The sequence below is a fragment of the Paenibacillus sp. FJAT-27812 genome (assembly GCF_001273905.1).
Taxonomy (GTDB): Bacteria; Bacillota; Bacilli; order Paenibacillales; family Paenibacillaceae; genus Pristimantibacillus.
The window spans coordinates 6676088-6688879 of sequence record NZ_LIGH01000001.1; the positions used below are offsets into that span (position 1 = coordinate 6676088).

Below are 12792 nucleotides of genomic sequence, written 5' to 3' on the forward strand. Positions count from 1 at the left end.
GTGTTTTGATCCCTGTCTTATAAATGGGGGTCAGTCCCAACTTCGCTCTGGCGGTTTTTTTATTATTAGCTCCAAGCGAATTCGCGCAGCGCTCTCGCTACGCCATCCTCGGCGTTCGAGCGGGCGACCGCATTAGCCGCGAGTTTCACTTCCTCAGGGGAATTGCCCATCGCTATGCCCATGCCCGCAAATTGCAGCATCGTAATATCATTATAATAATTGCCAATTGCCAAAATGCGGCTTCGGTCAACGCCCCGAATTTCCGCAAGCTGCTGCAGCGCTCTTCCTTTGTTCGCCTCGGCATGATGAACGTCGATGAAAAAATCGCCGCTGCGTATCGAATGAAGATGCTTAGGCCAGCCCGCCCATTCTGCTTGTACGGAATCCATCTGATCCTTGCTGCCAAAAACGGTAAACTTCACAAGCCCGCCGGGCAAGCCCAAACGAAAATCTTGTATGGACGGCTTAGCTTCAAACTTGCCATACATCGCCTCTACCTCGGGCGTCATGCTCTCAACCATCATTTCGAACGCAGTGTTCAAATCAAAATGGATCGCTTGATCACGGCAATAATTCACAAAGCTTAGCAGGTGGTCCGAAGCCATTTCAAATTGGTGCACGACAGAACGGTCATCGGAATTAATCGTAACCGCGCCGTTATGGGTAATGATCGTACCGCCAAGGCCAAGCTCCTCCATGACGGGAAGCGCTCCTGAAGGGCCGCGACCTGTACATAACACGATTTGTGCGCCGCGGCTAGCAGCCTCGTGCACAGTCTCACGGATAGACGTTGTCAGCACATGGTCATCCGTCAGCAGCGTGCCGTCCACATCCAATGCAATCAAATCATATTGCAAGCTCATACTCCCACTCCTATTCCAAATCTCTCTTTTTTTTGTCTATCTGCATCTATATTTTAAAGCTTGTTGCCTTCCCAATAAGAACTATTCCGCCGCTCGTCTATGCGTGCGAAGCAGCTCGACTTCCTCCTCGGACAGCTCCCGATAAGAGCCTTCAAGAAGGGATTCATCAAGCTTTAGCGGACCCATCGATACTCTTTTCAAGTATACGACCTTCTTGCCTACCGCTTCAAACATTCTTTTCACTTGGTGAAACTTACCTTCCATAATCGTTAGGGATATGCGCGAGATGGTCTCTTCTTCCTGCTGCTCGCTCCCTAGTATGTGAAGGTCTGCCGGCATCGTAACATACCCGTCATCCAAGGTGACTCCGCTTGCGAACTGCTGTTTATCCGATTCCCCGACATCTCCCTGCACAAGCGCTTCATACGTCTTCGTTACATGCTTCTTCGGCGACAAGAGCTCATGGGCGAGCTGGCCGTCATTCGTTAACAGCAGCAAGCCCACCGTATCCTTGTCCAATCGCCCCACAGGGAAAGGCTCGCGCAGCCGATCCTGCGGCTCCAGCAAATCAATAACGGTACGCTCGCGGCTGTCCTCCGTCGCCGATATGACGCCATCGGGCTTATTCAGCATGAAATATACGACATCCTTATAAACGACAGGGTCTCCATCAAAAGTAACCACATTCGTCTCTGGGTCTACGATGAGGCCGCTATCCTTCACCAATCGGCCATCAACGGCAACCTTGCCTAGCTTTACCGCTTTTTTTATTTCGCTGCGTGTCCCGAGCCCCATATGGGCAAGCAGCTTATCGATACGAATCCGTTTGCTCATTTTACATCCATCTCCATCCTGCAGGCAGTTCGTTTTTGATCATGCCCCCGGCATATTTCCCCCACCCGATCGGATATCCATCCGTGCAAACCAATAGATAACCTTTCGCCGAGGCACCCTCATGCACTTGAATTTCCGATTCCTCTACAAACAACGTTTCCCCTTTGAGAAAACGAATCGTTTGCTCATCGTTCGAGCTCCAATTCACCGAACGCACAGCCGCATCGCGCGTTAATCCCATCGCAAGCGGATGCGAAGGCTCAAACCGTCCTCGAACGGCTTCACCGACATACCAGCCCGCCCTTACGACGCGCAAGCCATCAAGCGAAGGCAGCCCTGCTGGCTGAATATATACGCGAGAGCCATATGCAACCACATGTCCTGGCCAGCTTAGAGCGCCAATTGCAAACTGCTCTGCATATTGATACCAAAGCAAAACCGGATTTATTTCCTCCGCATTCGCCTCGGAGCCGTCACGGCCTCCTCGCACGGTTCCCTTCTGCGCTGGACGCTCCATAGCTGCGTTTGCCCAGTCATTTCTCGTCTGGCGTTTGCCTGCGCGCCGTTCATCCCGGTGGCTTGGCTTCTTCTCGTCCCGCTTCCCGCTAGCGTTCGGCGTCTCGCGCTTTAAGCTGCCGCCTGCAGGCTTTGATGCAGATCTGCTCTGCGGCGCCGCTGCCAATGCCGTATTATCAGCTTGCTCAACTACTCTCTCGCCGCTGCGTCTTAATACAGCCGCGTAATGGCCTTCTCCTTCGATGCGATGCGGCCATAGCCTTACCGTCCCTTGAATCGTTTGCAGCCGTTCATCGCTTAATTGTGCCGTCTCCGCCGCCAAATCCGCTCTTCCCGCTGACCAGCCATAGTCCAAAGGAACAGCTTCTACGTTGAAATCAGCATGCTCCGCAAGAAATAAGGCGATTTGCCGCTCGTTCTCCTCCGGCGAGAAGGTGCAGGTCGAATAGACGATTCGCCCGCCGGGCGCAAGCATCGCTGCGGCATGGCGCAAAATATCACGCTGCATAACCGAGCATCGCTCGATTGAATGCTTCTCCCATTCCGCAATCATTGAATCATCCTTGCGGAACATGCCCTCTCCCGAGCAAGGCGCATCAACAAGGATGCGGTCGAACCATGCTGGAAAAACAGCGGCAATAGCCGCTGGCTCCTCATTCAGCACAACCGCATTGCGGACGCCGGCAAGCTCGATATTTTTCGCCAGCGCCTTCGTCCGCTCCCTAGCATTGTCATTGGCGACCAGCACGCCGCTGCCTTGCAGCTTGCCTGCTATTTGCGTCGATTTCCCGCCAGGCGCGGCACATAAGTCCAGCACGCGATGTCCAGGCTGCACGTCAAGCAATTCAACCGGTGCCATCGCGCTCGGCTCTTGGATATAATAAAGGCCCGCATGGTAGTGCGGATGCTTGCCGGGGCGCTCGCCTTCCTTGTAATACAGACCATCCTCTGCCCAAGGAATCCGTCTTGCCGCCTCTCCCATGGGAGATAGCTTTTTCCACTGTTCTACGCCAAGCTTCAAACGATTGATTCTTAGACCATATACTCTTGGGGCATCATAAGATGACATAAATTTGTCATATTCATCACCTAACAGCTTTTCCATTTTTTCCGTGAAATTACGCGGCAGATTGCCGATCATGCTCATTTCCTCCTGCCAATTATCATCGATGTCCTTGCTCTTACATACGCACATAGCTTTGTTATATAATATATTAAAGTTAGGACATGCACTTATAGGAAAAAAGGTTGTCCAACCTAAACTCGTTTCGGAGGTAGCCACATTCATGAAAAAGAAAAAGAAAGTAAAAATGATTTATGTGTACATCGGAATCGTCGTTATTTTATTCGGCTTTATCTTCGTACTAAACAACAGCGGCAAGGATAACCCATTGTATGGCAAGCCTGTCAACCAATTAAACCCGGAAACACGCAAGCAGCTTGACGATCCTAACTATCAGAATATCATATTACCGGCCGTATTGGACAAGAAGGTTACCGATAAGGAAGATTTCTTCGTTTATCTGTTCGCTTCCGACTGCCCGCATTGCCGAGCAACGACACCAAAGCTTATGCCGCTTGCAGACGAGCTTGGCGTTGATCTGCCGCAATTCAACCTACGTGAATTTCCGACATACTTTAACAAATACAAAGTGGAATATACGCCTACGCTAGCCTATTTCAAAGACGGCGTCGAAGTTGACCGGTTAGAGGGCGGCCTTGCCGAGCAAGGCACAACCGGCTATTCCTTAGACGATTACAAAGCATTCTTCAACAAACATTCGGGGGCGGAGGCGAAATGATGAAGCGCCAGCGCCTTACGGATGAACAGATCGCCGAGGAGCAAAAAAGCTCACGTATTCGCGGTACCATGTATGCCCTGCTTCTAGCATTCGCATTCATTACATTGCTCACCGCATGCGGCCTCGCGAAAGATGACAAGGCCGGCGCTGAGCATCAACATGGCTCCGAAACCTGGCAAACGACAGCATCGTATGACGAGCTGCCAGGCTTTCTCTCAGACTATACCCCGCATACGAGCGAGCTATACAAAGCGGTCCATGACCACGCAGACATCATGAGCGGTGTCACTTGCTATTGCGGCTGCTCGGACGGGCTGGCGGTTGAAACGCCGCATGACTCGCTCCTGCGCTGCTACGTCGCCGAGCATCCTGCCGATGAGGGCGGCGTAACTTGGACGAATCACAGCACCAGCTGCGGCATCTGCAAGAAAGAGATGGAGGAAGTCATCGCCTTAAGCAAGCAAGGCAAGACCGCTGATGAGATAAGCAAAGCGATAGACGTTTTGTACAAACCCAAAAAATCAAGCGAATAGTCTTGCCAAATCCCGAAGCAAATGAGGCAGAGGCTGTCCAATTGGGTCAATTCAGACCTTTTTGGACAGCCTTTTTTATTTTGGCAGCCAACAAAAAAGGCGTCTCAGCAGCATTTTCGCCACTCAGACACCTATTTTTCCACAATTATCCGTTTATGCTCGATTATCATGTTAGCTTTGGTTCGCTTTTTTCGCTTTTCCGATTGCCGCTTGAATTTCGAGCGACAGCTGATTAAGCTCATGATAATCTTCCTTCTCAAACTTCTCATTAAACTTCATTTGGAACTGCGCAGCTTCACGCACCCGGTGATAGAAGTAAAGATCCTGTATGCCGTTCAGCACCTTCGAGACGACATTGGATTGCTCCTCGAATTCAGTCTGCGCATCCAATATCTCTTTGCGTATACTTGTCATCTCGGTATCGAGCTGCGATGCGGCCTCAGCCGCCTTCTTCAGCCGATCACGCACATCCTCCGGCAAGCTCTCTTTAAACTTGTAATTTAAAGAATGCTCGATCGTAGCCCAGAAATTCATCGCCAACGTGCGGATTTGAATTTCTGCGAGCACGATTTTGTAGCCTAGCGCGGTTTGTACCGGATATTCTACGATCATATGGTAACTGCGGTAGCCGCTGTCTTTAAAGTTTGTAATATAATCCTTCTCGTAAACGAGTGAGAGATCCTTGCGCGTTCGAATGAGGCTGGCTACGCGATGGATATCATCCACGAACTGACACATGATTCGTATTCCTGCAATGTCCTCAATTCCCGTATCCAATTGATCCGAGGGGACATTCAGGCGCCTTGCTTTTTCCAAAATGCTAGATATTCGCTTAACCCGGCCGGTGACGAATTCTATCGGTGCGTAGGCTTCTCTTATCTTCAGTTCTACCCGCATCGTCTTAAACTTCACTTTAAGTTCTTCAACCGCTTGTTCATAAGGCTGTAAAAAAAGATTCCAGTCTCTACCGTCCATCCGGCCGCCTCCTGTTCTTAAACGTGATCTGCCCCAACTGCTTCTGCAATATTGCGGTAGCCGTCCTTGCGTAAACATTCCTTCAAGCCGCTCGTTAATTCTCTCAATACGCCTGGTCCTTTGTAGATAAGAGCCGTGTAAATTTCTACCAGGGAAGCTCCTGCGCGGATTTTATCGTATGCATCTTGAGCGGTAAAAATGCCGCCGGATCCAATAATCGGCAGCTGCCCGCCAGTCTGTCGATAAACGGCGCGAATGACCTCTGTTGAACGATCGCGCAGCGGTTTGCCGCTAAGCCCGCCCGCCTCTCCCGCATTGGCATGCTGAAGTCCTGTCCGCGACAATGTTGTGTTGGTAGCGATGATGCCCGACACGCCGCTTTCCATTATAGTAGCAACGGTTAACTCAAGCTGCTCATTCGTCATGTCCGGAGCGATTTTGACAAGCACGGGCTTAGCTTTCTTTCCTAGTTTCGCCGCCTGTGTGTTCATTTCCTTTTTCACAGCGCTAAGTAGGTTTCTAAGCTCTTCCCCATGCTGCAAATCACGCAAATCCGGCGTGTTCGGCGAGCTGATGTTGACGACAAAGAAATCACCATATGTATACAAATCGCGAATGCAGGTCTGATAATCCTCATGAGCAAGCTCGTTTGGAGTCGTTTTGTTTTTGCCGATGTTAACCGCGATTGGAATCCGGTTTATTTTGCGTCGTGACAGCTTCTCTGCCATCGCGGCCGTACCGTCATTATTGAAGCCCATCCGGTTGATGAGCGCTTCGTCTGGCGGGAGGCGGAACAATCGCGGCTGTTCATTGCCGGCTTGTCCCTTTGGCGTTACGGTCCCGACCTCAGCAAATCCAAAGCCTATGCTTGAGAATCCGTCAGCCGCTTTGCCGTTTTTGTCTAATCCAGCAGCCAGTCCGACCGGATGCGGGAAATGGATTCCGAATAAATCTGTTGCAAGCTCCGGCGACTCTGCTACGCCGTACATGGCATGCATCAGCCCATTAAGACCAGGCACAACTCCGCCTGCGGCTAAGCCGTCAATGACGAGATGATGGGCCTTCTCAGGGTCCATTTGAAAAAAAATAGGCTTTAAAATTGAAGAATAAAGCAACTTACTCACTCCGATCTCAGATGTATGTTCTACCTGACAGTTTATCGTTTTTACGGCAAAAAGAAAAGAGCCTGCACGCAAGGTGCAAGCATCCGTTATATTGCGGCTTGTCTAGAAAACGATTACAATAAGTTTATATTCTTTTTAATTATGTAATAGAGAGGTTGATTGTCGATGAGTTCACCAAAAAGAAAGCCGGCTACGATAAAAGCCAAACCGAAAGACGAAGTAAATAAAAAAGCACTAATCTGGATCAGCTCAATCGTTGGCGTTGTCGTCATTGCGGTTGCACTGCTTCTCGTGTTTACTTCGTAAGACATCTTACGTCAACCATTTATACACCTTCGCGGGATTGGTTTCGTTCTGGCGCGGCTCCAGCTTAAAGCGTTCGGCTGGCTGCTGCACCTTGGACGGGAGCGTCCCGTTTTTTATTTTGACGACCGTTCCGAGCGGCACCATATCGAACAGCTCCTCAACGTCCGCCTTGCCCATGCGAACGCAGCCAAGCGACTCGTCCTTCCCGATGCTGTTAGGCTCATCGGTGCCATGAATGGCATACAGCGTGTTCGACAACGTCATGCCCCTGCTGCCAAAATTGCCATCGTCGCGGCCATTCGGATTTTTCACCTTTTCGCTTATGTAGAAGCTGCCCTCGGGCGTCTCTTCCCCGCCTAGCCCTACTTTATAACTCCGTACAATAATATCCCCTTGAACGACGGCAAGGCGATGCGACGCCTTGTCTACTATAATTTCAAGCGGCTGGCTCCATGCCTTGTCCAGTACCCCGTTTGTGCCTACAATCGGGCTAACAGCAGCTTGCTGCTCCGCTTTGTTATCGGATTCCTTCTGCTCTCCGTCCTGGCCTTGCGCGGAAGGTTGACTATTTTTGCGCGCTTGCGCGGCGTTCAGTCTCGTCACCACATCTGCAAACATGGCTCTCATTCCTCCGCGCTCGCCTGCAAGCACATTATTCGGATAAGGGCGAATCAGATCATCCAGCTTTTCCGGCCATTTTTTGTTTTTGCGCTCATAGTGGTAAACCGCGCTGGAGAGCGTCCAGTGCGTTTCCTGCTCCTTGCTCCAATCCTTGTACTGCGAAGCAGCTGCGGCCGCCTCGGATGGCTCACACAAGCAGGTTTGACGATCAAACATCGACACCTGCAGCTTGCTGCTCTCGCTATCCTTCTGGATGGCCATTAGCAGCTTCGTATTTCCTGTCCATTTGCGCCAGCCGGCTTCTTCCTCCAGGCGTGCCGCTATCGTCAGCTTCGGCGCTTCATCCGCAGCGCTAACAAGAGCATTCATGGCGCTGCCCGCAGGCTGCCGGTCCTTCAGCGGCACAAATACGACACCTACCGAATGCGCTTCCGCCTCCTCGCCGGATACGGGCGTTGCTGCGTTCTCCTTAAAAACAGCCCCGTTGGCAGGCACTAGCACTGCGATAAGCAATAATAAACCCGCTAACAATGCCGCTCTCGTTGCGAGCTTTTTTTTCTTTTGCCGCTTATCCCATGCTTTTAGCAGCAGCAGTTGATTTTCCGATAGGGGATGGCTTTCATCCTCGAATGCATCGTAAACCTCGCCGGCCTGCAGAAAGCAGTAGTTTGCTTTGCCTTCCTTGCCCGCGAGCAAATACTGCTTTCCTAATAGATACCACCCCATCTTGTTGTCAGGGTGCTGCTTCACAAATTGCTTCAAATAAAATAGATCCTCTGGAGACTCCATCCCTAACCCCCCAATAAATGGTTTACCCTCTTTATCGGCAGGAAGCTTGCCCAATTGTATCCCCGCTTTGCTTTTTAGTTTGCACTCGGCAAACAAAAAGCTCCTCTCCGCAGCTTGCGCCGGCGAAGAGGAGCTTTTTTCATTGATTCCTATAGATTAGTAATTGAACGGTACGTCTGCAATTTTGATCGAATCTGTAGGACAGCCGTCAGCTGCATCCTGCAAATCGTCAAATAAATCTTCAGGAATCTCGGTATTACCAGTGTTTCCATCTGCTTTATAAATAACTTCTGCAAGACCTTCGTCATCATAATCATAAATGTCAGGAGCGGTAGCTCCGCAAGCTCCACAAGCGATGCACGTATCTTTTTCTACCCAAGTAAACTTACCCATGGAAATTCCCTCCCAAATAAATAATACGGTATAATCTCGTCTCTATACAGTCAAGCTTCACTCATCAATATATAACAAACTATCGTCCTTTTGCAAGGATGTACCGCGAATTCGTTTATTCCTAATTAAGGTTGACGGGTCGTCACCAAGCATGCCGGCGGTTAAAACAGCATCCTCTCCGTACTTGTCGCGGAGCCTATCCATTGCCTGCGTTAGCGCCTCCTTGCGGGGCTGCTGCTCATAGCTGAATAAATCAAGCTGCAGGGCGGTTTCATCAAGCAGCGTCAGGTTTTGGAGCGTAATGCCAAGCAAGCGAATCGGTTCGCCGGCCTTCCAATGCCGATCATAAAGCCTGCACGCTTCTCTATAGAAATCCTCTGCGTTTTGCGAAGGCGCGGCAAGCGTATGGGAGCGGGCGATCGTCGTCATATCCGGCTTGCGGATCGTAATCTGGACGGTAGTCGCAACCATCTTCTGCCTCCGCAGCCTGCGTCCGGTTTGATCGGCCAAATTCAGCATCACCCGGTAAACGTCCTCGCGAGCGGTAATGTCGCTTGGAAGCGTCGTCGTGTGTCCAATTGATTTATTGCGCTCCCTATTCGGATTAACCTCGGAGTAGTCCAGTCCGTGCGCAGCCGATTTCATCCAAGATCCGACTACGCCAAAATGTTTATTCAGCATCATTTCATCCGTTGCAGCCAGCTGACCGATTGTACGGATGTTCAGCTTCGCCAGCTTCTCGGCCGTCTTCTTCCCGATTCCGAACAAGGTATCGCATGATTTATCCCACAGCACGCTTTTCACATCTCGTATGCGCAGCACGGTTAACCCATTTGGCTTCTTCATGTCTGACGCCATCTTCGCCAGCAGCTTGTTCGGAGCTAAACCAATTGAGCATGGAAGCGACCACTCGGACATAATCCGCTGTTGAAGCGCCTCGGCGATTTCCAGAGGCGAGCCGAACATCTTGGATCCCGTAATATCCATGTAGCACTCATCGATGGAAACTGCCTCAACGAGCGGCGTGTATTGCCTGGCAATCGCCATAAAACCGTGTGAGTATTTGCGGTATAAATTAAAATCCGGCTTTATTAATATAAGCTCGGGACATAATTTAAGTGCCTGTCTAACGGTCATGCCCGTCTTAATCCCTTTGCGCCTTGCCGCATACGAGGCAGTCACGAGAATCCCCTTGCGCTGTTCCACGCTGCCAGACACCGCCGTCGGTTTGTTCTTATACTTCTCAGGCTCCTCGGCTTCATGCACGGAGCAATAGAAGGCATTCATATCCAAATGAATGATCACGCGGCCTTTAGCCGGATAATGCTCATTCACATTTTTCATCATGACGCAAAGCACCGCCTATTCGAAGCAAATTGCCCACATAAGCTTAATCATCATCAGCATACAATTGCAATAGGGTCAAGTCAACGAACCATAGAAAAGCGGACAAAAAATAGTGCTAACCTCTCTACTTTCATTGCGACAAGTGTTATAATACTAAATTATGATTTGAAAAGGCTATCAGTGAAGGAGGCGTCCCGTTAATGACAACAAACATTTCCATATTTGATACGACGCTGCGTGACGGTACACAAGGTGAAGGGATCAGCCTGTCGGCGGATGACAAGTTAAAAATTGCCCAGAAGCTCGACGCGTTGGGCGTCCATTATATTGAAGGCGGCAATCCGGGAAGCAACAGCAAGGATATTGAATTTTTCCAACGGATCAAAGCATTTAATCTGAATGCCAAAATTACCGCTTTCGGCAGCACGCGCCGTAAAAACAGCCTAGCCGAGCAGGATGCGAGCCTTGTCCGCATCGCTGAATCCGGCGTGCCAGCGGCTACGCTTGTAGGAAAGTCATGGGACTTCCATGTACATACCGCCCTGCAAACGACGCTTGAAGAAAACCTGTCGATGATTTATGATTCCATCGCATTTCTGAAACAGAACGAGATGGAAGCGTTGTTTGATGCGGAGCACTTTTTTGACGGCTACAAGAACAACCCGGAATACGCGATCTCCGTTCTGAAGAAAGCGCAGGACGCCGGTGCGAACTGGCTCGTTCTTTGCGATACGAACGGCGGTACGCTTCCGAATGAAATCCATGAAATCGTAACCCGCGTAAAGCAGGTGCTAACGACGCCGATCGGCATCCATACGCATAACGATTGCGAGCTTGCCGTTGCGAACTCGCTCGCTGCTGTCGGAGCTGGCGCACGCCAGGTGCAAGGAACGATTAACGGATACGGCGAGCGGTGCGGCAACGCAAACCTATGCTCAATCATTCCGAACCTACAAATTAAGATGAACTACGATGTGCTGCCGGAAGACAAGCTTCGCGCGCTTACGGGTACGGCACGTTATGTCAGTGAAATCGCGAATGTCCACATGCCGGTTGGCCAAGCTTATGTCGGCAATGCCGCGTTCGCTCACAAAGGCGGCATCCATGTGTCCGCGATCATGAAGGATTCCAAAACCTACGAGCATATTCAGCCAGAGCTTGTAGGAAACAAACAGCGCATTCTCGTCTCCGAGCTTGCAGGCCAAAGCAACATTATTTCTAAGGCTAAGGAACTTGGTCTTGATGTTACGGCGAACAACGATAAAACGAAGCTCATCATGGATCAGATCAAAGAGCTTGAGCATCAAGGGTATCAATTTGAAGGTGCCGACGCTTCAATGGAGCTTCTGCTTCGCGAAGCATTCGGCGGCGAGGTCAAGGAAGTTTTCAAGGTCGAATCGTTCAAGATGCTCGTAGAAAAAACGAACGGCCAGATGATTTCCGAAGCCATCGTCAAAATCAACGTCGGCGGACAGCAGGTTTATACGGCTGCTGAAGGCAACGGTCCGGTCAACGCCCTCGATAACGCCTTGCGCAAGGCGCTGGTGCAGTTTTATCCGAAGATTGAAAATATCCATCTCTCCGATTATAAAGTCCGTGTAATCGACGAGAAGGACGCTACAGCCGCTAAGGTTCGCGTTCTTATTGAATCGACTGGACTGGATAACACATGGAGCACGGTCGGCGTGTCCAGCAACGTTATCGAAGCAAGCTGGGAAGCGCTCGTGGACAGCATCCGTTATGCCCTGCTTGGCATGGTTAAAGTAGATAGCGCGCATGTTGATCCGCTAGATCGAATCGGACTCGTGAATCATTAAGCAAAAAGGGCTGCCAGCTCGTCATTGAGTGACGAACGGGCAGCCCTTCTATTTGTTTATTACATCCACTTCTCGATCAAGCGTTCCCATTCTTCGTAAGGGATGACGCCATTGATCCGCTCTCTTATGACGCCTTCGCTATCGATTAGAAACGTTGTCGGAAACGTATCCACTTTATACTGCTTCGTCACATCGCCAACCCGGTCCATCAATATCGGAAACGTAAACTCATGCTCATTTACAAAATCTCTAGCCGCGCGTTCTTTATCGTACTTCGTTGCATTTACCCCAATTAGCTGAATTGCATCTCCATACTGCTCATGAAGCCGCTGAAGATCCGGCGCTTCCAGCTCGCAAGGACCGCACCAGGAAGCCCAGAAGTTGACAAACGATAGCTTGCCTTGCTTTCCGCCTACCTCGTACGATTTCTCGTCAAGCGCCGGAAGCTTGAAGGCTGTCGCCTCAAATCCCGCCTTCGGTTTAAACCCTTCGGCCGGAGCCGCCATCGTAACCGACTTTGAATCATCATTTTTATATTGAAAAACAGCTAGACCGGCAAACACGAATGCAATCGTAAAAAGCGCTATAACGCGTTTCATGCAGAACCTTCCTTCTCTCGCAATATCATTCTTTTGGTATGGCTTCATGGTATCATGCGCCGTATGGAAGCTCAAGGCGCTGGGCACATTAGCCATAAATTCGTCACGATTATCCAGTTAAACAGCTAAATCGTTTCATCCAAGTACTAAACTTATTGTCGGTTAACGCGGTGCTGTTCATACCCCGAACCAGATATTGGCCTGCCTGCGCCTTTGCCCACAAATGTTAGCGCACCATTGTTTAATCCGTTATACTTACCTTATCCATTCCGA

The 12792-nt window shown here is 50.3% G+C and carries 13 protein-coding genes; 4 read left to right on the forward strand and 9 right to left on the reverse strand.

The window, feature by feature from the left end:
• Window positions 1-65: 65 nt before the first annotated feature.
• The 3 genes from ADU23_RS28690 to ADU23_RS28700 all read right to left on the reverse strand — a co-directional run bounded on the left by ADU23_RS28690 (window position 66) and on the right by ADU23_RS28700 (window position 3354).
• Window positions 66-863, reverse strand: coding sequence for a Cof-type HAD-IIB family hydrolase (locus ADU23_RS28690; protein WP_176707718.1), 798 nt, complete (start codon window positions 861-863; stop codon window positions 66-68).
• Between the two features lie 81 nt (window positions 864-944).
• Complete coding sequence (locus tag ADU23_RS28695) at window positions 945-1697, reverse strand: pseudouridine synthase (RefSeq protein WP_053376886.1); 753 nt, start codon at window positions 1695-1697, stop codon at window positions 945-947.
• Window position 1698: 1 nt separating this feature from the next.
• Entirely contained in the window at window positions 1699-3354 is a 1656-nt protein-coding gene (locus tag ADU23_RS28700) for an RsmB/NOP family class I SAM-dependent RNA methyltransferase (protein ID WP_053376887.1), read from the reverse strand.
• 145 nt (window positions 3355-3499) lie between these two features.
• On the opposite strand from ADU23_RS28700, the gene ADU23_RS28705 reads away from it, so the two are divergent.
• Both ADU23_RS28705 and ADU23_RS28710 read left to right on the forward strand, forming a co-directional pair.
• A complete protein-coding gene (locus tag ADU23_RS28705) occupies window positions 3500-4015 on the forward strand; it encodes a thioredoxin family protein (protein ID WP_053376888.1) in 516 nt (171 codons plus the stop codon).
• Window positions 4012-4548: a PCYCGC motif-containing (lipo)protein gene (locus tag ADU23_RS28710; protein ID WP_082198156.1), complete on the forward strand. Its 537-nt coding sequence runs from the start codon at window positions 4012-4014 to the stop codon at window positions 4546-4548. Before ADU23_RS28705 ends, ADU23_RS28710 begins: the two co-directional genes overlap by 4 nt.
• A 171-nt stretch (window positions 4549-4719) precedes the next feature.
• On the opposite strand, the gene ADU23_RS28715 is transcribed toward ADU23_RS28710, so the two are convergent.
• Both ADU23_RS28715 and ADU23_RS28720 read right to left on the reverse strand, forming a co-directional pair.
• Window positions 4720-5523, reverse strand: coding sequence for a GTP pyrophosphokinase (locus tag ADU23_RS28715; protein ID WP_053376890.1), 804 nt, complete (start codon window positions 5521-5523; stop codon window positions 4720-4722).
• Window positions 5524-5540: 17 nt separating this feature from the next.
• Entirely contained in the window at window positions 5541-6638 is a 1098-nt protein-coding gene (locus ADU23_RS28720; protein WP_053376891.1) for a quinone-dependent dihydroorotate dehydrogenase, read from the reverse strand.
• 174 nt (window positions 6639-6812) lie between these two features.
• On the opposite strand from ADU23_RS28720, the gene ADU23_RS33365 reads away from it, so the two are divergent.
• Window positions 6813-6953 carry a hypothetical protein gene (locus tag ADU23_RS33365; RefSeq protein ID WP_176707719.1) on the forward strand — a complete coding sequence of 47 codons (141 nt, stop codon included), beginning with the start codon at window positions 6813-6815 and terminating at the stop codon, window positions 6951-6953.
• A 6-nt stretch (window positions 6954-6959) separates the two neighbouring features.
• Here ADU23_RS33365 and ADU23_RS28725 read toward each other — a convergent pair whose 3' ends face one another.
• The 3 genes from ADU23_RS28725 to ADU23_RS28735 all read right to left on the reverse strand — a co-directional run bounded on the left by ADU23_RS28725 (window position 6960) and on the right by ADU23_RS28735 (window position 10100).
• On the reverse strand, window positions 6960-8363 hold the full coding sequence (locus ADU23_RS28725; protein WP_063846277.1) for a L,D-transpeptidase: 1404 nt from the start codon (window positions 8361-8363) through the stop codon (window positions 6960-6962).
• A gap of 156 nt (window positions 8364-8519) precedes the next feature.
• Window positions 8520-8756, reverse strand: coding sequence for a ferredoxin (locus ADU23_RS28730; protein WP_053376893.1), 237 nt, complete (start codon window positions 8754-8756; stop codon window positions 8520-8522).
• 57 nt (window positions 8757-8813) lie between these two features.
• Window positions 8814-10100, reverse strand: coding sequence for a DNA polymerase IV (locus ADU23_RS28735; protein ID WP_053377880.1), 1287 nt, complete (start codon window positions 10098-10100; stop codon window positions 8814-8816).
• 203 nt (window positions 10101-10303) lie between these two features.
• Between ADU23_RS28735 and cimA the strand changes: the two genes are divergently transcribed.
• A complete protein-coding gene (gene cimA / locus ADU23_RS28740; RefSeq protein ID WP_053376894.1) occupies window positions 10304-11920 on the forward strand; it encodes a citramalate synthase in 1617 nt (538 codons plus the stop codon).
• Window positions 11921-11979: 59 nt separating this feature from the next.
• Here the strand turns inward: cimA and ADU23_RS28745 are convergent, their stop codons facing one another.
• Entirely contained in the window at window positions 11980-12519 is a 540-nt protein-coding gene (locus ADU23_RS28745) for a TlpA family protein disulfide reductase (protein ID WP_053376895.1), read from the reverse strand.
• Window positions 12520-12792: the final 273 nt, after the last annotated feature.

Coding starts and splice junctions, on each gene's coding strand:
- ADU23_RS28690 (WP_176707718.1), bottom strand. CDS start 863: ATGAGCTTGCAATATGATTTGATTGCATTGGATGTGGACGGCACGCTG.
- ADU23_RS28695 (WP_053376886.1), bottom strand. CDS start 1,697: ATGAGCAAACGGATTCGTATCGATAAGCTGCTTGCCCATATGGGGCTC.
- ADU23_RS28700 (WP_053376887.1), bottom strand. CDS start 3,354: ATGATCGGCAATCTGCCGCGTAATTTCACGGAAAAAATGGAAAAGCTG.
- ADU23_RS28705 (WP_053376888.1), top strand. CDS start 3,500: ATGAAAAAGAAAAAGAAAGTAAAAATGATTTATGTGTACATCGGAATC.
- ADU23_RS28710 (WP_082198156.1), top strand. CDS start 4,012: ATGATGAAGCGCCAGCGCCTTACGGATGAACAGATCGCCGAGGAGCAA.
- ADU23_RS28715 (WP_053376890.1), bottom strand. CDS start 5,523: ATGGACGGTAGAGACTGGAATCTTTTTTTACAGCCTTATGAACAAGCG.
- ADU23_RS33365 (WP_176707719.1), top strand. CDS start 6,813: ATGAGTTCACCAAAAAGAAAGCCGGCTACGATAAAAGCCAAACCGAAA.
- ADU23_RS28725 (WP_063846277.1), bottom strand. CDS start 8,363: ATGGAGTCTCCAGAGGATCTATTTTATTTGAAGCAATTTGTGAAGCAG.
- ADU23_RS28730 (WP_053376893.1), bottom strand. CDS start 8,756: ATGGGTAAGTTTACTTGGGTAGAAAAAGATACGTGCATCGCTTGTGGA.
- ADU23_RS28735 (WP_053377880.1), bottom strand. CDS start 10,100: ATGAAAAATGTGAATGAGCATTATCCGGCTAAAGGCCGCGTGATCATT.
- cimA (WP_053376894.1), top strand. CDS start 10,304: ATGACAACAAACATTTCCATATTTGATACGACGCTGCGTGACGGTACA.
- ADU23_RS28745 (WP_053376895.1), bottom strand. CDS start 12,519: ATGAAACGCGTTATAGCGCTTTTTACGATTGCATTCGTGTTTGCCGGT.